The sequence below is a fragment of the Halobellus ruber genome (genome assembly GCF_014212355.1).
GTDB lineage: Archaea > Halobacteriota > Halobacteria > Halobacteriales > Haloferacaceae > Haloquadratum > Haloquadratum rubrum.
Window position 1 is genome coordinate 50,550 of sequence record NZ_JACKXD010000002.1, and the last position, 17,329, is coordinate 67,878.

15 protein-coding genes are annotated in these 17,329 nt (G+C 69.2%); 5 read left to right on the forward strand and 10 right to left on the reverse strand.

The features are described 5' to 3' along the window. Positions 1 to 134: 134 nt before the first annotated feature. Positions 135 to 1,268 carry a PfkB family carbohydrate kinase gene (locus H5V44_RS05265; RefSeq protein ID WP_449271812.1) on the forward strand — a complete coding sequence of 378 codons (1,134 nt, stop codon included), beginning with the start codon at positions 135 to 137 and terminating at the stop codon, positions 1,266 to 1,268. A 588-nt stretch (positions 1,269 to 1,856) separates the two neighbouring features. Here H5V44_RS05265 and H5V44_RS05270 read toward each other — a convergent pair. Next, positions 1,857 to 2,903: a transcription initiation factor IIB gene (locus H5V44_RS05270; RefSeq protein WP_185192092.1), complete on the reverse strand. Its 1,047-nt coding sequence runs from the start codon at positions 2,901 to 2,903 to the stop codon at positions 1,857 to 1,859. Between the two features lie 244 nt (positions 2,904 to 3,147). On the opposite strand from H5V44_RS05270, the gene H5V44_RS05275 reads away from it, so the two are divergent. After that, positions 3,148 to 3,984: a helical backbone metal receptor gene (locus H5V44_RS05275; RefSeq protein WP_185192093.1), complete on the forward strand. Its 837-nt coding sequence runs from the start codon at positions 3,148 to 3,150 to the stop codon at positions 3,982 to 3,984. Between the two features lie 69 nt (positions 3,985 to 4,053). Further along, a complete protein-coding gene (gene yjjX, locus H5V44_RS05280; protein WP_185192094.1) occupies positions 4,054 to 4,581 on the forward strand; it encodes an inosine/xanthosine triphosphatase in 528 nt (175 codons plus the stop codon). 25 nt (positions 4,582 to 4,606) lie between these two features. Here the strand turns inward: yjjX and H5V44_RS05285 are convergent, their stop codons facing one another. Next, complete coding sequence (locus H5V44_RS05285; protein WP_185192095.1) at positions 4,607 to 6,463, reverse strand: flippase-like domain-containing protein; 1,857 nt, start codon at positions 6,461 to 6,463, stop codon at positions 4,607 to 4,609. A gap of 209 nt (positions 6,464 to 6,672) precedes the next feature. Here H5V44_RS05285 and H5V44_RS05290 point away from each other — a divergent pair, with 209 nt between their 5' ends. Beyond that, on the forward strand, positions 6,673 to 6,918 hold the full coding sequence (locus H5V44_RS05290; protein ID WP_185192096.1) for a DUF7123 family protein: 246 nt from the start codon (positions 6,673 to 6,675) through the stop codon (positions 6,916 to 6,918). Positions 6,919 to 6,985: 67 nt separating this feature from the next. Further along, positions 6,986 to 7,492, forward strand: a complete 507-nt coding sequence (locus tag H5V44_RS05295) for a hypothetical protein (RefSeq protein ID WP_185192097.1) — start codon at positions 6,986 to 6,988, stop codon at positions 7,490 to 7,492. Between the two features lie 38 nt (positions 7,493 to 7,530). Here H5V44_RS05295 and H5V44_RS05300 read toward each other — a convergent pair whose 3' ends face one another. The 8 genes from H5V44_RS05300 to pyk form a co-directional block, all read right to left on the reverse strand. Further along, positions 7,531 to 8,154, reverse strand: coding sequence for a winged helix-turn-helix transcriptional regulator (locus tag H5V44_RS05300; RefSeq protein ID WP_185192098.1), 624 nt, complete (start codon positions 8,152 to 8,154; stop codon positions 7,531 to 7,533). A 126-nt stretch (positions 8,155 to 8,280) separates the two neighbouring features. After that, positions 8,281 to 9,489, reverse strand: coding sequence for an SPFH domain-containing protein (locus H5V44_RS05305; protein WP_185192099.1), 1,209 nt, complete (start codon positions 9,487 to 9,489; stop codon positions 8,281 to 8,283). A 58-nt stretch (positions 9,490 to 9,547) separates the two neighbouring features. Continuing rightward, a complete protein-coding gene (locus H5V44_RS05310; RefSeq protein ID WP_185192100.1) occupies positions 9,548 to 10,213 on the reverse strand; it encodes an NfeD family protein in 666 nt (221 codons plus the stop codon). Between the two features lie 24 nt (positions 10,214 to 10,237). Then, positions 10,238 to 11,989, reverse strand: a complete 1,752-nt coding sequence (locus tag H5V44_RS17950) for a histidine kinase N-terminal 7TM domain-containing protein (protein ID WP_185192101.1) — start codon at positions 11,987 to 11,989, stop codon at positions 10,238 to 10,240. A gap of 73 nt (positions 11,990 to 12,062) precedes the next feature. Next, complete coding sequence (locus H5V44_RS05320) at positions 12,063 to 13,217, reverse strand: restriction endonuclease (RefSeq protein ID WP_185192102.1); 1,155 nt, start codon at positions 13,215 to 13,217, stop codon at positions 12,063 to 12,065. After that, positions 13,214 to 15,016 (reverse strand): BGTF surface domain-containing protein, encoded by a 1,803-nt coding sequence (locus H5V44_RS05325; RefSeq protein ID WP_185192103.1) that lies wholly within the window; start codon positions 15,014 to 15,016, stop codon positions 13,214 to 13,216. The genes H5V44_RS05320 and H5V44_RS05325 overlap by 4 nt, the downstream gene beginning before the upstream one ends. Positions 15,017 to 15,136: 120 nt before the next feature. Beyond that, a complete protein-coding gene (locus tag H5V44_RS17450) occupies positions 15,137 to 15,490 on the reverse strand; it encodes a DUF7312 domain-containing protein (RefSeq protein WP_246403780.1) in 354 nt (117 codons plus the stop codon). Between the two features lie 55 nt (positions 15,491 to 15,545). Further along, positions 15,546 to 17,312, reverse strand: coding sequence for a pyruvate kinase (gene pyk, locus H5V44_RS05335; RefSeq protein ID WP_185192104.1), 1,767 nt, complete (start codon positions 17,310 to 17,312; stop codon positions 15,546 to 15,548). Positions 17,313 to 17,329 lie beyond the last annotated feature (17 nt).

Below are 17,329 nucleotides of genomic sequence, written 5' to 3' on the forward strand. Positions count from 1 at the left end.
TGTGCCTACGCATGGACTCCTGGGACGACCCGCCGGTGGGACCTTCGACCCCCCGTCTCGAACATTCTGCCTCCCACGGTCGCTCTCCGGAGCACCACTACTGATTTAACAACTGGTCGTGTGGCTACCCGACGATGGCAGACGGAGAGCGCACGAAGGGCCACACGAAAAGCGGAATCCGCTCCTGTCGCGAGCAGTTATCGACGGGACCGCAGGAACACACGGTCCTCTTCGGGTTTGATGGCATCGTCGACACGGTCCGCGAGATGATCGCAGAACGCGAAAGCCGGGATTCGGTGTCACGCATCCGGGAACTGGATTCCCTCGGGACGAGAATCACCGACTCCGTGGCGTCGGAGACGTCGGTCGCGATCGAGTGGCTGGACTGTGGAACTCGAACCGGGGGGCACGTGTGTCATCTCTCACGCACGCTCGGTCGCTGGGGGCTCGCCCCGATTATGATCGGAACGTTTGGCACCCCGATGGAGTCGGAGTTCGAGTCGTCCTTCGCCGAGTACACCACGTACTCCATCGGAGAGCCAGGCACGACTGACGCAGTCGAGTTTGACGACGGGAAGCTCCTCCTGACCGAGGCCGGTGACTACCGGGACTTGGACTGGAAATCGCTCGACGAGCGGCTCGGTCACAACCAACTCGCCCGCCTCCTCGAACAGGCTGACCTCTTCGGGATGGGATACTGGTCGATGATCCCGGCTCTATCCGAGATCCTATACGGACTCGCCGAGGACGTCTGGCCCACCCTCTCGGACCCCCCGGCGCACGTTGTTTTCGACCCGGCGGACATCCGTCACCTCCCGGATTCACGGCTCGTAGACGGGTTTGATGCGTTGCAGACGTTGAATCGACAGGTTCCCGTGACTCTTAGTGCGAACCGCGGCGAAACGGAAGCACTCATCAGGAGTGGTGGTGGTTCAGTGACGGGCGACTCAATGCTCGATCTTGCCACTGCTGCCCGCGACATCCTCGGCGTCGATAGAGTGGTGTCACACGGTGCGCGTGCGTCAGCGATGGCCGGTGAGGACGACCACGCGTTGGTTGAGACACTCCACATCGAAGAGCCGGAGATCGTGACCAGTTCGGGCGACCATTTCAACGCAGGCGTCTGTCTCGGGTTGCTGGAGGGATTCGACGCCGGAGCGACGATAGCACTCGGAAACGCGGTGGCTGGGGCATTCATCAGGAGTGGGAGATCGCCTACGCTACCCGAGGTACAGACGTTTCTCGAAGAGTACGGAGCGCAGGTCTAACGAGCCCTTCAGACTGTTCTGAAGACTATTTACTCAGGACCGACCGTGAGGAGCGTTCGCGGACGCTGATTCTAACGAGATCGGACGATTTTAGCCGATCGTATCTGATTTCAATATTAATCGCATTTGTGTTATTAGCGTTGATACTCCGGCCGTCTTACGGCCTTTCGGGTCCTCTTTCGCCCGTGTACAAGCTATCAGCGAACCTGTTGAACTATAATATACGAGTACTATCCGAAACATATTGAAAATAAAGAACGTTCGAATCGGGCTTCAGTATCAGTATGATGGCGCTTCTCGTTCCCCAAAGCCTACACTGAGGTCGCCGACACAGCTGTCGGTGGGAGTGCACGACCCCGGAACCGCACCGCTTCCCGTTTCAGTCCTTATCTGCACATCGCCCCGTAGGACAGCGTGCGATCGGGGGTGTACTCAGTTGCATACGCGACGATGGTACCTGATCAGCAGACCTCTCCTTCGGACGGCTACTCTGCGAGGAGGCTGAGGGATTTCAGACGGATCCGTGGAGACGAGTTCCGGTCAGCGCCGGATCCCATGGGTGAGGACCGGGAGTTACGACGACCCGTATCAGGCGATGCCGATGCTCTCTTCGGCTTCCAACAGCTCGTGGTACCGGTTTCGGATCGTGACCTCGGAGATGTCGGCGACCTCGCTGACCGCGGCCTGGGTCGTCTTCTCGTTGGTTAAAAGCGCGGCGGCGTAGACCGCGGCCGCGGCGAGGCCGACCGGCGACTTCCCGGAGTGGACGCCCTTTTCTTTGGCGTTCTTCAGCAGCTGTCGCGCCCGGAGCTTCGCCTCGTCGGAGAGCCCCAGTTCCGAGGCGAACCGGGGAACGTACTGCTCGGGGTCGGCGGGCTTGACCTCGAGGGACAGCTCCCGTGCGATGTACCGGTAGGTGCGCGCGATCTCGCTTTTCGGGACGCGGGACACCTCCGCGATCTCGTCGAGCGACCGCGGGACGCCCGCCATCCGGGCGGCGGCGTAGACACACGATGTGGCGACGCCCTCGATGGAGCGGCCGGGGAGCAGATCCTCGTCGAGGGCGCGGCGGTAGATGACCGAGGCGGTCTCCCGGACGTTCTCCGGCAGTCCGAGCGCCGACGCCATCCGGTCGATCTCGCCGAGCGCCTGCTTGAGGTTCCGCTCCTTCGAGTCTCTCGTCCGGAACCGCTCGTTCCACTTCCGGAGCCGCTGCATCTTCTGCCGTTGGTTCGACGACAGGGAGTTGCCGTAGGCGTCGCGGTCGCGCCAGTCGATGTTGGTGGACAGCCCCTTGTCGTGCATCGTGTTCGTCGTCGGCGCGCCCACACGGGACTTCTGATCCTTCTCCTTGGCGTCGAAGGCGCGCCACTCCGGCCCGCGGTCGACGGAGTCCTCGGTGATGACCAACCCGCAGTCCGCACAGATGGTCTCGCCGTGCTCGTCGTCGGTGACGACGTTGCCGCTGCACTCCGGACAGACGAGTTCCTCGTCTGCGGTCTCCTCGGTCTCCTCGGTCTCCTCGCCGGGGCGAACCCACCGCTGGCCGGCCGAATCGCCGCTTCGGCCGTCGTCTCTCTGCGATTCGTCTCCCGTTCTCGCGTTCACGCGAGTGTACGTGCTCTTCTCGCTCATCAGTATACGACGAATGCGTCGGCCCGGGGACGCAAGTACGGGGCCGGCGCGGTCCGTACCACGTTCACCGAGGGAGCACATAAAAAGAGTTCGGAATCGCTTTCCCGAACCCAGCACACAGCCCGTATTCTTGGCGTCCGTCCGGAACGACTGTGATAGTTTATATACTCAGTCGGAACACCTACGATGACACGCACCGCTTCCGTCCGCAACGCACTTATCGACGCCAGCGGTGGATGGGGGTATGGACTCCGCCGACGGCACAGAAACTCCGGTCCGTGGCCGCGGGTCCGCCAGCGGGGAACGATCCGGGGGGCCGACGCCCGACGGCGACGCTCCCGCCCGGGTCGTCTCGCTTGCGCCGAGCGCCACGGCGACGCTCTCGGCGATGGACGCCGGTGACGCGGTCGTCGGCGTCACGGCCCACTGCAACCTGGACCGCCCGCGGGTCGGGGGGTGGTTAAACCCCGACTACGACCGACTGGCCGACCTCAACCCGGACCTCGTCTGTACCGCCGACCCCCTCCAGGCCGACGTACGCGACGAACTCCGCGACCGCGGCTACGAGGTCTGTCACGTCGAACCCGCCACGCTCGACGCCGTCGTCGACTCCTTCGAGACGCTGGGGCGTGCGGCGGGTCGGCCGGACGCGGGGGCACGGCTCGCTGCCGACGCGCGCGACCGGCTTGCCGCGGTCCGGGAGCGGGTGCCGGACGCGGGATCGGACGGCGGCGACGCCCGGCCGGTCGTCTACTGCGAGGAGTGGGGCGACCCGCCGATGGCGGCGGGCAACTGGGTTCCGGAGGCGGTCGAGGTGGCCGGCGGGCGGTACCCGTTCTGTGACCCCGGCGACCGCTCTCGGGAGGTCTCGGCCGAGCGCGTCGGGGCCGTAGAACCCGACCACGTCGTGATCCACCACTGTGGCCACGGCGACCGCGCGGATCCGGGGCTCCTCGAAGAGCGCGGCTGGACCGTCGACGCGACGGCCCACGTCCTCGACGACGACCTCCTGAACCAGCCGAGCCCCGCGCTCCTCGACGGGATCGAGAGACTCGCGGGCCTGTTCCACGGCGAGGGGTAACCGTACCGTCGCCGGTCTGCTCCGTCCGACATCGAAACCGGTAGATCATCGGAGTCCCCGACTCGGGGTATGCGAGTCGCAGTCGGCAGCGGCAACCCCGTGAAACGCGACGCGACCACTCGGATCTTCACCGAGGCCGAGGTTTTCGCCGAGTCGGTCCCCTCGGGCGTCTCCGAACAGCCGATCGGCCGCGAGGAGACGAGACGCGGCGCCCGGAACCGGGCCGAGCGGGCGCGCGAGGCGGGCGCATACGACCTCGGCGTCGGCCTGGAAGGCGGCGTCGCGACGGTGGACCGCAACGACGGGAGCGACGACGCGGCCGCCGACCGGTACCTGATAATGTGGGCGGCGGTCACCGACGGCGAGCGGTGGGGCGTCGGCGGCGGCCCGAGCTACCCGCTGCCGGAACCGATCGCGGCCCGGATCCGGGACGGCGAGGAGCTGGGACCGGTGATGGACGACGTGCTCGGGACCTCGAACGTCGCCGAGAATCAGGGTGCGGCGGGCGCGCTCACCGCCGGGCGGACCACCCGAACCGACGCGTTAGCCACTGCGGTGGCTGCGGCCGCGGGGCCGTTTCTGACAGACCTGTACTGACAGCGTCCGCCCCAGCCGGTCCGACTCAGTCGAGCTCCGGCGCTTCCTCGCCGTGCTCGCGGACCTCGCGGCCCTCCTCGACGGCGGTCGTCAGCGAGACGTTGAGCCCGACCATCGAGGCGTACCCGCCGACGACCGTCACGAGGTTCTTGACCGCGTGGTCCAGCACCGCCGCGCCGAGCGCGAGTTCCGGCCCGAGCGGCGTCAGCCCGACCACCAGAAGCGTGAACGCCCCCTCGTACAGCCCGACACCGCCGGGCGACAGCGGAAGCACCTTCGCGAGGTTGCCGACGCTGACGGCGAAGAAGCTCACCGCGACGAGTTCGACCGTCCCCAGCCCAGGGGAGAACGCCGCGAGCACGAGCAGCGCGGTCACCACGTCGAGGGTCCACACGACGACGCTCGTCGTCCCGACGCGGGCGAACCCGCGGCGGGTGCCCGCCACGGTCTGGAGGTCGTCGACGAACCGCTCGATCACGCCGACGACGAAGTCGGCGTAGGAGTCGGTGCTCACCCGGTAGACCGCGGCCGCAACGAAGTCGCGGTCGCTCCGCGCCGACAGCGCGATGGTGGCGACTGCGGCGACCGCGGCGAGGCCGACCGCCGTCGCAACGACGACCGCTACGCGGCCCGCGCCCTCGGCGCCGACGATCGCGCGGGCGAGTTCGGCGGTCCGTCCGGTCGCGGTGTAGCCCATCAGGACGATCCCGGCCATCGAGGCGATGGTGAGCAGGTCGAACACCCGCTCGGCCGCAAGCGACGCAAACCCCGTCGGATAGGGGATCCCGCGGCGAGCCTTCACCACGTACGCCCGGATGAGGTCGCCCGCCCGGGCCGGGAACACCAGGTTCCCCGTCTGGCTGATGAACACCGCGCCCGTGAGGAACCCGACCCCGTCGCGGTAGCCGAGTTCCGCGAGGATGTCGCGGTACCGGAGCCCCCGCAGGGGCCACGACAGCAGATACACCAGGATCGCGGCCCCGATCAGCGCGGGGTCGGCCTCGCGCATCTCCGCGAGAACGGCCCCGAAGTCCAGATACTGCGTCATCAGGAACAGGGCAAGCACCGCAAGCACCGCGCCCGCACCGAGGCCCACCCGCCGGGAGAGTCGGGGTCGCACCGACAGCTGCCACCACGTCCGGATGATCTGGCTGCCCATCCCGAGGACGTCCCGGACGAGGTCGACCTTGGTGTCGCCCTTCGGGGTCCACTCGACGGGGAACTCCGCCACCTCGTAGCCGGCGCGTTGGGCGCGGACGAGGAGTTCGGTGTCCCAGAACCAGTGGCTGTCCTCCACCTCGTCTCCGAGCACTGAAAAGGCCTCGCGGCTGATCGCTTTGAACCCACACTGGTGATCCCGGAGGTCCGACCGGAGAAAGGCGCGCACCAGACCGTTGTACACCCGGCTGGGGACGCCGCGTTTCGCCGGCCGGTCGGCGACGTTCCCCGGGAGCCACCGGGAGCCGGTCGCGACGTCGGCCTCGCCCGACCGGACCCGCCGTACCAGTTCCTCCAAATGCCGCAGATCCGTCGCGAGGTCGGTGTCGAAGTAGACCAGGGTGTCGCCCCGGGCGGAATCGAAAGCGGCCTCCAGGGCGCCGCCGCGGCCGAGCCGCTCGTCGCTGTGGAGATGTCGCACGCGGTCGTCGTCGGCCGCGAGCCGGTCGGCGATCTCGGGCGTTCGGTCGTCACAGCCGTCCTCGGCGACGATAACCTCGAACTCGCCGGGGTCGAGGAACGATTCGAGGTGCCGGACCGTCGTCGCCACGGTCGACTCGATGGTGTCGGCCTCGTTGTACGACGGGAGGACGACGCTCACCGAGACGGTCGGCTCGGCGTCCGAGGCTGTGTCGGGGGCACTGTCCGTCCGGGGACCACCCATCAGTGGCCTCTGGTACGCCGGCGAGTATGAACTTTCTGTCTCGCCGGAGCCGGCGCTCAACGGACGGGTGGAACCGATTCGGCGACCGTACCCCAGACGGGGTGATCGGCGGACCACGCGCCGGCGCGGATGGCGAAAAACCACACCACAGCGCGGTGTTAGCCGCCCGTACCAAACCCCTCATACCGTCCGGGTGTGTGTCCCTCAGTATGAGCACGACACCCACCGCGGCGACCGCAACGGACCTCAACGAGAAACAGCGTCGGATCCTCCGGTACCTCCGGACGCACGCCGGCGAGCGGACCTACTTCAAATCCAGGCTGATCGCCGAGGAGGTCGGGCTCTCCGCGAAGGAGGTCGGCGCGAACATGCGCGCTCTGCTCGACGGCGACGTGGGGATCACCGTCGAAAAGTGGGGCTACTCGTCGGGCACGACCTGGAAAGTGACGGCGTAGCCGGCCGGAAGCGCCGAAACGACGGAAACACAGGCTTATGGGTGCGTGGTCACAAGCCGCGCCACGAATGGACGACTCGACGACGACCCGCCGACGGCTGCTCGAAGGCGCGAGCGTGGGCGGCGGCGCCCTGCTTGCGGGGTGTACGGACCAACTCGACCTCGGCGGCGGCTCCGGAACCGGGACCGACGCGGCACGGACCGACGCCGGCGGCTCGACGGTCGACGGAGTCGGCGCTATCGCCACCGTCGACCGGGAGGCCCTCCAGCAGGATCGTATCGAGATCCGACAGGAGCTCCAGAACGGTAACATCACTCAGGAAGAGGCCCGAACGCAGTTCGCGGAGCTTCAGGACGAGTACATCAGCGAGGCGGTCGCCGCGCTCGCCGAGACGGCGTCGGCAACCGACGGCGTCGACGTCGCCGCGGAGTACCCGTCTCTCGGTGCGGTCGTCCTCTCCGGGGCGGCGGTGCCCATCATCGGCCTGCTCGACTCCGCGGACGTGAACGCGCTCGTGTCGCAGTCAGACGTCGAGGACCGGGCGGGAACAGCCACGGCGACCGAGTCGGCCTGAGCGGCTGCGGGAACGCGTTCGGCCGGGGGCACGGCTTCTTACGGATCGTACCGCAGCAACTCGTCGGCGTCGTCGGCGACGGCGACCGCTTCGGGGCCGAGGGAGTCGGCGTACCGCACCACGAGCGTCAGCACGGTCGCCGGGCGTTCGACGGCGTAGCCGCCCTCCCGCGAGAGCAACCCGGCGTCGTCGAGGTCGACCGCGTACCCGCTCACGGTCGGCCGGGACACGTCCAGCCGCGCGGCGAGTTCCGAGGCCGTCGCCTCCGGGGTTTCGAGGAGCGCCAGCAGCATCCCCCGGGGGGTCGCTCGCCGGAGGTAGCCCAGCGCGACCTGCTCGAACTCCGAGAACTGGTCGGCCGCGAAGAAGCGCTTGTAGTCGCCGTCGCGGCGGAACACGACGGCGTCGTCGTCGACCAGCCGGCGGAGGTGGTGTTGGGTCTCGCCGGTCCCGAGCCCGAGGTCGTCGCGGATCTTCGAGAAGTGCGCACCCGGCGTCGACGCGACGTAGCCCCGGATCGCGTCGCGGGCGTCCGAGGTCCCGCCGTCGTCGGCGGCCGCGGTTCCGGCACTGCCGAGCCCCGCGAGCGGCGACGCCGCTCCCAGCGCGGCGAAGCGCCGGAGGGTCGACCGCTTCTCCTCGTCGATGTCGCGCTCCGACATTCGGATACGTTGAGTTGATTCGAGTAGGACAAAAACGCTTCGTTCCCCCGGGTTTATGTTTTCGAGGCATCCGGCCACGGCCGCAAGCGACTCGAACGCCCGCGGTCCCCGGCGACGGCGCCGCCGTTATTCCTTTTCGGTCTCGACGGCCCGCTCGTCGTCCGTCCCCTCGTCGCCGTCGACGGGGGCGCCGTCAGTCCCCGGCGCGACGTCGGTCTCGGGAACGGTGGCCTCGCCGTGGTCGACGTCCTCGACGACCTCGTCGGGGTTCTGGATGTCGACGCCGCCGCCCTGTTTGATGGCTTCGGCCTCCTGTTCGAGCTCCTCGACGTCCATCTCGGTCGCGGCGTCGATCTGGCCGAGGATCTCCTCGATGTCGTCGAGCCCCAGGAGTTCCCGGGTCTCCGCGTCGAACTCCAGGCTGTCGAGCCCGGCGGACTCCTGGACGTCGGAGTCGGTCAGCTGCCGGCCGTACCGCCCGAGCAGGCTGGTGAGCTCCTGGGGGAGGACGAACGTCGTCGACTCGCCCTCGCCGATGGTCTCTAAGCTCTCCATCCCGCGTTCGATGATCGCGCGCTCGCCCATCGACTCCGCGGACTTCGCCCGCAGCACCGTGGATATCGCGTCACCCTGCGCTTCGAGGATCTGGCTCTGCTTTTCACCCTGCGCGCGGATGATGTTCGACTGCTTTTCACCTTCGGCTTCCTCGACCGCGGAGCGGCGTTCACCCTGGGCTTCGAGGATCATCGCGCGGCGGCGGCGCTCGGCGGAGGTCTGCTGCTCCATCGCCTGCTGGACGTCCTTGGAGGGGTTGACCTCGCGGACCTCCACGCTCTCGACGCGGACGCCCCACTCGTCGGTGGGCTCGTCGAGTTCCCGGCGGATCCGCCCGTTGATCTCCTGGCGCTTGTTGAGGGTGTCGTCGAGTTCCATATCGCCGATGACGGCCCGGAGCGTGGTCTGTGCGAGGTTCGAGACCGCGCGCTTGTAGTCGTCGACCTCGAGGAACGCCTTCTTCGCGTCCATCACCTTGATGTAGACGACCGCGTCGGCGGTCACGGGCGAGTTGTCGCGGGTGATCGCCTCCTGGCGGGGCACGTCCAGCGTCTGGGTCCGCATATCGAACGGGTACGTCCGGGAGACAAAGGGGGGGATGAAGTTGATCCCCGGCTCCAGCAGCTTCCGGTACTCGCCGAAGACCGTCAGCGCCTCCTTCTCGTAGGCGTCGACGATCTCGACCATCTGGTAGACGGTAACGACTGCGAGGAGGAGTACGAGGAGCCCGATCGTCGGGATCCCGAGTCCGAGCTGTAGCGAAACGGGACCAGATACCATACGAAGCGTTGGGGTGTCGCGTTCATAAGGGTTGGCCCGGGGGCAGTCCGCGCCCGACTCAGACCCGTTCGGTCTCGGTTTCGGCGTCCTCCTCGGCGTTCCGCGACTGATCCTCGTCTTCGGCCCCCGCCGTCGGGGTGTCGTCGGCCTCCGTTCCGGACCCGCCGGAGGCTTCGTCCGGTTCGGCCGCCGCCCGCCCCGCATCGAGTTTTCGGTCGATGTCGTCGTAGGCTCCCGACATCGACTCCACGGTCACGACGTTGCCGCCTCCGGGGTCGACGACCATCACTTCGGTTCCTTCGGGGATCTCGCCGTCGACCGACCGCGCGGAGTACAACGGATTGAACCCGCCCTGGTCGAGTTTGACCTCGCCCTCGGTGGGCGTGACCCGCTCTGTCACCCGGCCGGTCCGGCCGCGGAGGCTGGTGGAGTCGCTGGTCCGGCCGGTCCCCTTCCCGCCGTAGACGTCGAGTTCCCGGTACCCGTACAGCGCGAGTGCGCCGAAAACCAACACGAACACGCCGAGGACGAGCGGGGACGCCAGGGGTCCAAGCACGAGCCCCACCAGCCCGGCGGCGAGCAGCGCGACCCCGAGCACGATGAAGTGCGCGCCCGGCGCGAGCGCTTCGAGCACGCCGAGCCCGAGCCCCGCGGCGACGAGGACGAGCGGCAGCGTCCCCGGCGGGACGGAGAGCTGGATGGCGACAACGGACGGTTCGAGCATACGTTACGTAGGACTGTCGGACGATTAAGGGTTGTCACGCTCCGGGGCCGACGTCCCCGGCGTCGCGGTCCCCTCCCCGGCCTCCCGAGTCGCGTCGGCATCCGCGGCGTCGGGCAGCGTCAGCCGGACGGTCGTTCCGGCCTCCGAGACCTCGAAGTCGACGGTCCCCCCGAGGGAGGCGACGCCCCACTTCACGATCCACAGCCCCAGCCCGCTGCCGTGTTCGAGCGCGGTCTCCTCGGTGGCGTCGAGCACGTCGAGCTCGTGGGCGGGCACGCCCGGACCGTCGTCCTCGATCTCGAACCCCACGTGCCCGGGGTCGGCCTCGACCGTCCGGACGGTCACGACCGGCGTGTCGGCGTCGTTGTGTACTACGCCGTTCCCGATGAGGTTCTCGAGGACGACCGCGAACACCGACGCGTCGGTCCGCACGGAGAGCTCCGCCGGCACCTCGATCCCGATCTCGGCGTCGGTCTCGGCCAGCAGGTCGTCGCGGATGTCTTCGAGGAGCGGTTCGACCGCAACCGTGGCGACGCTGCCCGCCTCGCCCCCCATCGCGCTCTCGATGGTCCGGGCCTTCTCGCCGAGTTCGACCACCCCCGCGGTCTTCCGTTCGGCGGTCTCCAGCATCCCCCGGAGGTCGGCGTCGTCGACGCGGCCGATCGCGATGTCCAGATAGCCCTGGACGACGTTCAGATCGTTTCTGAGGTTGTGCCGGAGCACCCTGTTGAGCACCGCCAGCCGCTGTTCCCGCCGGCGTTCCGCGGTGATGTCCTGCAGTACGACGGTGTTGCCGACGGCGGTGCCGCCGGCGGTTTCGAGCGCCGCCGTCGTGACGGCGTAGGTCCGCTCCGTTCCGTCGACCGTCCGGGTCACGGTCCCGCCGCTCGCCGCCGGGTCGATGTCGGGTGCGTGCTCGGCGAGCCGGCCGCCCAGGGCCGTTCCGGCCGGGAGCCCGAGCACCCGCGTCGCCTCGTCGTTGTGTTCGATGATCCGCTCCCCGGCGTCGACGATCACGACCGCGGTCCCGAGGCTGTCGATCGCGCCGCGGTCGGCGATCCGGCGGGCGGCGGGAACCATCTCGAACATATCCCGCGAGAAGAAGGCGTACATATCGAACGCCAGGTGGATCGGGAAGAGCAAGGGCGTCAGGTTCAGCGGCGGCGTGGCCCCGACCTCCGCGAGCCACAGCAGGAAGGGCAGGCCCGGGAAGATCGGCGAGATCGCGATCGCCGCCGCCTGCGTGCGGTAGAGCGGCCCGTAGCTGAACACCGTATCCGCCAGCAGGAACGACGCGACCCCGATCATCGCGATGAACCCCGCGGCGTTCACGAACAGCCACGGCTGGTGGGCGTAGGTCACTGTCGCCAGCCCGAAGACGGGCTCGATCCGGTAGTTGGTCCAGGCGATCCCGTGGATCGGGTTGGTGACGACAACGACCGTGTGGAGGATCTGTAGCCCGACGACCGCCCCCATCGCCTTCGAGCGCAGTAGCTCGCTCCGGCCGGTGTACTCCAGGGCAAAGGCGAGGAAGAACACGCCGATGAAGTTGATCGCGAGCCAGATCGGCACCTCGAAGGCGTACCTGAGCGTCGGATCGAAGACGAACAGCGCGACGCCGTAGGCGAGCGCCCACAGCGCTTCACACCCGATCGTCGCGATGAAGAAGCGCCCGCCGAGCCGGTCCCGGTACGGCCAGAGGTACCCGATAAATCCGACCGAGACGATCCCGGACGCGATCGAGGCGGCGGCGAGCCACGGGATCGACTGAAACACGGGTGTCCGGGGAAAAGCCCCTCGCCGTCAAAAAACTCCGGTAAGGCGGCACGTCCCCGCGCAGTACCGCAGGTCAGCCGCCGTCGACGGTCGCTTCGGGGGTCACAGTGTCGTCGCGGACGAACCTGACCTTCGCCTCGCTGTCGAGGACGACGGTGACGCTCCCGGCCTCGGCGGGCACCGCGAACACCGTCCAGACCTCGCGGCTGTCGCCCGGCGCGAACAGCCCGGCGCTCGGGAAGCCGGTCACGCCGTCCAGGGGCTGGTGGCCGTACCGCGTCCCCGCGACGTCGGCCGCCAGCGCGGACTGTTCGAGCTGGACCGGCTCGTCGCCGCCGTTCGTCACGTTCATCCTGACGAGGACGAACGTCTTGCCCTCCGGGGCGTCGTAGGTCGTCCCGTTGACCGCGATCGAGTCGGTCGCCCGCGCGTTCCACCTGACGTCGACGGTGGCGTTCGCCGCGTCCGCCGTCGAGACTGCCGACACCTCGGGGCCGGCGTCGCCGCCGCCCGAGACCGGACCGGCGCCCCCGAGCCCGACCGCCGGGCCCACCGTCGCGCCGAGGACGAACGCCACTATCAGCGTGATCGCGATCGCGATTGCCGGCACCGGCCGCGCGGCGTACTTCCGGGCGCCGGCGAGGATACCCAACCCGTCGGGCGACGGCGACGACGGCGCGGGGTCGTCGGCCGGCGACGACCCGCCGGACCCGGCGTGCGTGTCGGTCCCGCCGACCGGAAGCAGCCCGTACACCGCGGCGCCGAGTTTCGCGGGCGAGGGGACGCCGGAGACGATCGATGCCGGGATGGGGACGCCGAGGTCGCGGAGCCGGCCGACCATCCCGCCGGCCCCGGTGAAGCGGGCCAGTACCTCCTCCAGGTCGCCCTCCGCGACGGTATCGGCGAGCGTCGACCGGTCGAGGAGGTGGACGCCGCGCTCGGCGGCCACCCGCTCTGCGCCCTCGGCGAACGCCCCCTGGGTCGCCACGACCGCGACGTCGATCCCCTTCGTCCGGCAGAACTGCACGAACTGCTTCAGGTGGCGTTCCGTCACCGTCGCGGTCGTCGTCGGGAAGGCGTAGATGACGCCGCGCTTCCCGTCCGGCCGCTTTCCGGTCACGAAGTACGTCTCGTCGGAGCGCTCCCGGACCGAGGTCTGCCACCCGCGTTCGTCCCACAGCGCCGACAGGAACGCCACGAAATCCTCGGGGTCGAGTTCGGGGATCACGACGACTCACCCCGCCGTGCGAACAGCGCGGCAGCGGCGAGAAGCGCCACGACGGCGACAGCCGGCGACAGCGGCAGGGTGGACTGTGTCGCCCCCGACGGCGGCAGCGGCGTCCGGGTCGCAACGGGGTAGGGGGTCGCTGTCGGTGTCCGCGTCGCGGTCGCGGTGGCAGTCGCGGTCGTCTCCGTTGCGGCGGGCGTTTCAGTCGGCTCCGGCGGGAAGTCAACGACCGCGGAGTCGTTCACGACCGCGCCGCCGTTCGGGGTGTACGCCGGCGCGCCGGGGTTGTACGACCCGTCGGCGGCGGCATAGACGAGTTCGGCGCGGAGCCGCTGGGTCTCGAACAGCGGCGTCCCGAGTTCGGCGGTCATCGCGGTGTGCCGCCCCGGCTCCAGGTAGTCGGACCTGCCGACGACCTCGCCGCCGTCGTCGACCAGCCGAACGAACCCGCCCTCGGGGAGTTCCGCGCGGGTCACCTCGACGGTGGTGCCGTTTGCGGTCTGGTTCTGGAACTCGACGCTCGGGTCGGGGGCGACGAGGCGGACCTCCTGTCGCGTCTCCGCGAAGTGCTCGCGGACCCACAGCGTGGCGTTCGTCCCCCGGGAGGCCTCGCCGAGGTCGACCGTCGCCTCGAAACTGCCGTCCTCCCTGACGGTCGTGTCGCTGATGAGGAGGAACGCGTCCGGATCGGCCGACCGGAGCCGGACTTCGAGTTCGGTGTTGGGCGCGCGGTTCGTCCGCCCCTCGACGACGTACGTGTCGTTGTCCCACGGGTAGACGGTGGCGTCGTCGGCCGGCGACAGCGACACCGACTGCCGGCGGAGGTCGAAGGTCGTCGTCGCGAGCGTGGTGTCCGCCCCGACGAACCCGCTTTCGTCGGTCAGCGACAGCGCCGCCCGGTATCGGTTCCGGGCGTCGATGTTCTCCAACTCGACGCCGCTGGTGTTCCAGAGGACGTAGAACGCGTCGTCTTCGAGGTTCGGCAGCACGGTCACGTTCGCGGTGTCGGTGGCGACGTACTCGCGGGGCTCGGTGTTCGGCCCCGGATCGGTCTGCGTGAAGTTCACTTTGAGGCCGTTCGCGGCGGCGCTGCCCGTCAGATCGGTGGTGTTGAGCGCGGTCTCCAGCCCGCTTTCCTCGAACCTGACGACGGCGTAGTCGCCGCGGGCGACGGTCGATCCCGCCGTCATCGTCCCGGTCAGCGGCCCCACGTTGGCGTCGCCCTCCTCGCCGCCGCCGACGTACTCGGCGGGGGTGAACGCCCCCGGCGCGCGGTTCGATTCGGCGGCGTACTCCCCCCGGGGCTCGACGGTGAGCGTCCCGATGTCGTACTCCACGCCGTCGATCTCCACCCGCATCAGGTAGTCGGCGGGCTGCATCGGCTCCTCGAGGGGTTCGGAGTGCAGCGTCGCGCTCCCGCCCTCGATGAACTCCCCGGGGTCCGCGGCGGTGGTCCGGCGGGTGTCGAGAACGACCTCGGTGGTGCCGCTGCCGCCCACCGACACGGTGACCTCGAAGCCGTTGTCGTCGCTCCCGATCGTCACGTTCGCGGGGTCGGAGTGGCTGACCGCGATCGTCACCTCGTCGCCGCGCGTAACGGTCACGTTCCCCGGGAACGACGCCGAGGCGTCGTCGTCGGCCTGGGCGTAGACCCCGTCGCCGCCGAGGTCGGCCGCCGCGTGATCGGACGCGGACCCGCCGGACGCCGAGACGGGCGTCACGCCGCCGACGAGGAGGGACAGCGTCACGGCGAACGCGAGGAGCAGGGACACGTGAGACATCGTCTGTACCGTGATCACCGGATTCTACCGGGCACCTCCAATAAAACGCTACGGTCGAAGCATCAGAAGTGATAACCGAACGTCCCCGACAGCGACCACGCGCGGACGGCGTCGGTGGCCCCCGCGACTCTTCGCCCGTCAGATGAGGTTCGGAAACACGGCCGTCGCGAGGAGCGCGATGGTGGCCAACACGCCGAGCAGGACGAACAGCACGTTCTCCGCTCGGGGGGTCTCCGGCTCGATCGGCTCGGGCTCCCGGAACGGCCCCGAACCGTCCGCCGGTCGGTCCTCGCCGTCCTCGGGGTCTGAGGCGTTCGCCAGACGGGGTTCCGTCCGGCGCCGGGTCTCGGCAGCGTGGTCGTCCCGGTCCGCTTGCCCCCCGCTTGCGGGGTCGTCCGCGTCAGCGCCGCCGTCGATCGACGCGTCCGGACCGGTCGAGGCGTCCGAATCGGCCGACGCGTCCGGGTCGGGTGGGGCGTCCGGATCCGTCATCGGATGTGCTACCGTCGCCACCGAGAAATGCCTGCCGGCTCGACGCGGCCGCGCGTCACCACCCTGCCGGCTCCCGCCGGCGGTGTTTGATCAGATCCCCCTCGTAGACGACGCCCCGTTCGGCGTGGAGGGTCACTGTCGCCCCCGGCGAGAGCCGCTCTAAGATGGGTGCCCCCGAGATCATCGGGATGTCGAGTTCGCGGGCGACTAACGCCGGATAGCCGGTCATCCCCGGTCGGGCGTCGACGATCCCGGCGACCTTCGAGGTGTCGCCGTCGAACTCCCCGTCGAAGGTCGCCGGCAGCGACAGGATCGCGCCCTCCGGCACCGCCGAGAGGTCGCCGTCCGCGGAGATGGCGAGCGGGCCGGCGACGCGGCCGCCGACGACCTTCCGGCCCGTCGCGACCGCCTCCGCGGCGACGTGGAGCTTCAGCATGTTCGTGGTGTTCGTGCCTTCGAGTTCGGTCATCATCCCCGAGAGTACCACGAGCGTGTCCCCGGAGGCGGCGACGCCGGCGTCGAGTGCGGCGTCGACTGCGTCGTCCATCATCCGGTCGATGTCCTCGCGGTACGCGGAGTATTTGGGGTAGATCCCCCACGACAGCGCGAGTTGGCGGCGGATACGGTCGTCGGGGGTGGTCGCCACGACCGGCACGCCGGGGCGGAACTTCGCGGTCTTCCGCGCGGTGTAGCCCGACTCCGAGGCCGCCACGATGGCGCTCGCACCGACATCGCGTGCCAGGTACCGGGCCGACCGCGCCAGCGCCTCGGTCCGGGACTCCTCGTCTGCGGTGGGGATCCGCGCCTCCCGACTCTCGTCGGACTCGGCGCTGGCCTCGATCTGTCGGACGATCCGGTCCATCGTCTCCACCACCCGGACGGGGTCGTCGCCGATCGCAGTCTCCCCCGAGAGCATCACCGCGTCGGTGCCGTCCAGCACCGCGTTCGCGACGTCGGACGCCTCCGCCCGCGTGGGTCGCCGCGCGGAGACCATCGAGTCCAGCATCTCGGTCGCGGTGATGACCGGCGTCCCGGTGGCGTGACACTTCCGGATGATCCGCTTCTGGATGATCGGGACGTCCTCTAAGGGCATCTCGACGCCGAGGTCGCCGCGGGCGACCATCACGCCGTAGGCGGCCTCGATGATCTCGTCTAAGTTCTCGACGGCGCCCGCCCGCTCGATCTTGGCGATCACCGGGATGTCGGCCCCGCGGTCGTCGAGAGCGTCGCTGACGGTGTAGACGTCGGCCGCCGACCGCACGAACGACGCCGCCACGAAGTCGGCCTCGGTCTCGGCGGCCAGCGACAGTTCCCGTTCGTCGCTCTCGGTGATCAGGTCGACGTCGAGGTCGACCCCCGGGAGGTTCACCCCCTTCCGGCCGCCGAGCCGCCCGCCGGAGTCGACCCGCGCGACCACGGTGTCGCCGTCGACCCGGCGGACCGTGGCCTCGATCCGGCCGTCGTCCAGCAGAACCCGGTCGCCGGGCTCGGCAGCGGCGATGGAGTACGACAGCCCGACCGTCTCGGGGGTTGCGTCCTCGCCCGCGACAAAGCGGACCTCGCTGTCGGTCGCCAACTCGACGGGTTCCGACAGCGGCGCGGTCCTGACCTCCGGCCCCTGGAGATCCACCATCGCGGCGAGCGGATCGTCGATCGCCCCGTCGACCGCCCGGATGCGGTCGATCACCGCCCGGCGGTCCTCGGGCGTCCCGTGGCTGGCGTTGAGCCGCGCGACGCTCATCCCCGCCTCGGCGAGCGACCTGATCGTCGACTCGTCGTCCGAGGCGGGCCCGAGGGTACAGACGATCTTCGCTCTACGCATACGCCGTCATACTCGGG

Excerpts from the sequence above, each read along its gene's own strand:
- H5V44_RS05285 (WP_185192095.1), bottom strand. The coding sequence starts at position 6,463 with ATGGGTGGTCCCCGGACGGACAGTGCCCCCGACACAGCCTCGGACGCC.
- H5V44_RS05305 (WP_185192099.1), bottom strand. The coding sequence starts at position 9,489 with ATGGTATCTGGTCCCGTTTCGCTACAGCTCGGACTCGGGATCCCGACG.
- H5V44_RS05270 (WP_185192092.1), bottom strand. The coding sequence starts at position 2,903 with ATGAGCGAGAAGAGCACGTACACTCGCGTGAACGCGAGAACGGGAGAC.
- H5V44_RS17450 (WP_246403780.1), bottom strand. The coding sequence starts at position 15,490 with ATGACGGATCCGGACGCCCCACCCGACCCGGACGCGTCGGCCGATTCG.
- yjjX (WP_185192094.1), top strand. The coding sequence starts at position 4,054 with ATGCGAGTCGCAGTCGGCAGCGGCAACCCCGTGAAACGCGACGCGACC.
- H5V44_RS05295 (WP_185192097.1), top strand. The coding sequence starts at position 6,986 with ATGGACGACTCGACGACGACCCGCCGACGGCTGCTCGAAGGCGCGAGC.
- H5V44_RS05300 (WP_185192098.1), bottom strand. The coding sequence starts at position 8,154 with ATGTCGGAGCGCGACATCGACGAGGAGAAGCGGTCGACCCTCCGGCGC.
- H5V44_RS05310 (WP_185192100.1), bottom strand. The coding sequence starts at position 10,213 with ATGCTCGAACCGTCCGTTGTCGCCATCCAGCTCTCCGTCCCGCCGGGG.
- H5V44_RS05275 (WP_185192093.1), top strand. The coding sequence starts at position 3,148 with ATGGACTCCGCCGACGGCACAGAAACTCCGGTCCGTGGCCGCGGGTCC.
- H5V44_RS05265 (WP_449271812.1), top strand. The coding sequence starts at position 135 with ATGGCAGACGGAGAGCGCACGAAGGGCCACACGAAAAGCGGAATCCGC.
- H5V44_RS05290 (WP_185192096.1), top strand. The coding sequence starts at position 6,673 with ATGAGCACGACACCCACCGCGGCGACCGCAACGGACCTCAACGAGAAA.
- pyk (WP_185192104.1), bottom strand. The coding sequence starts at position 17,312 with ATGCGTAGAGCGAAGATCGTCTGTACCCTCGGGCCCGCCTCGGACGAC.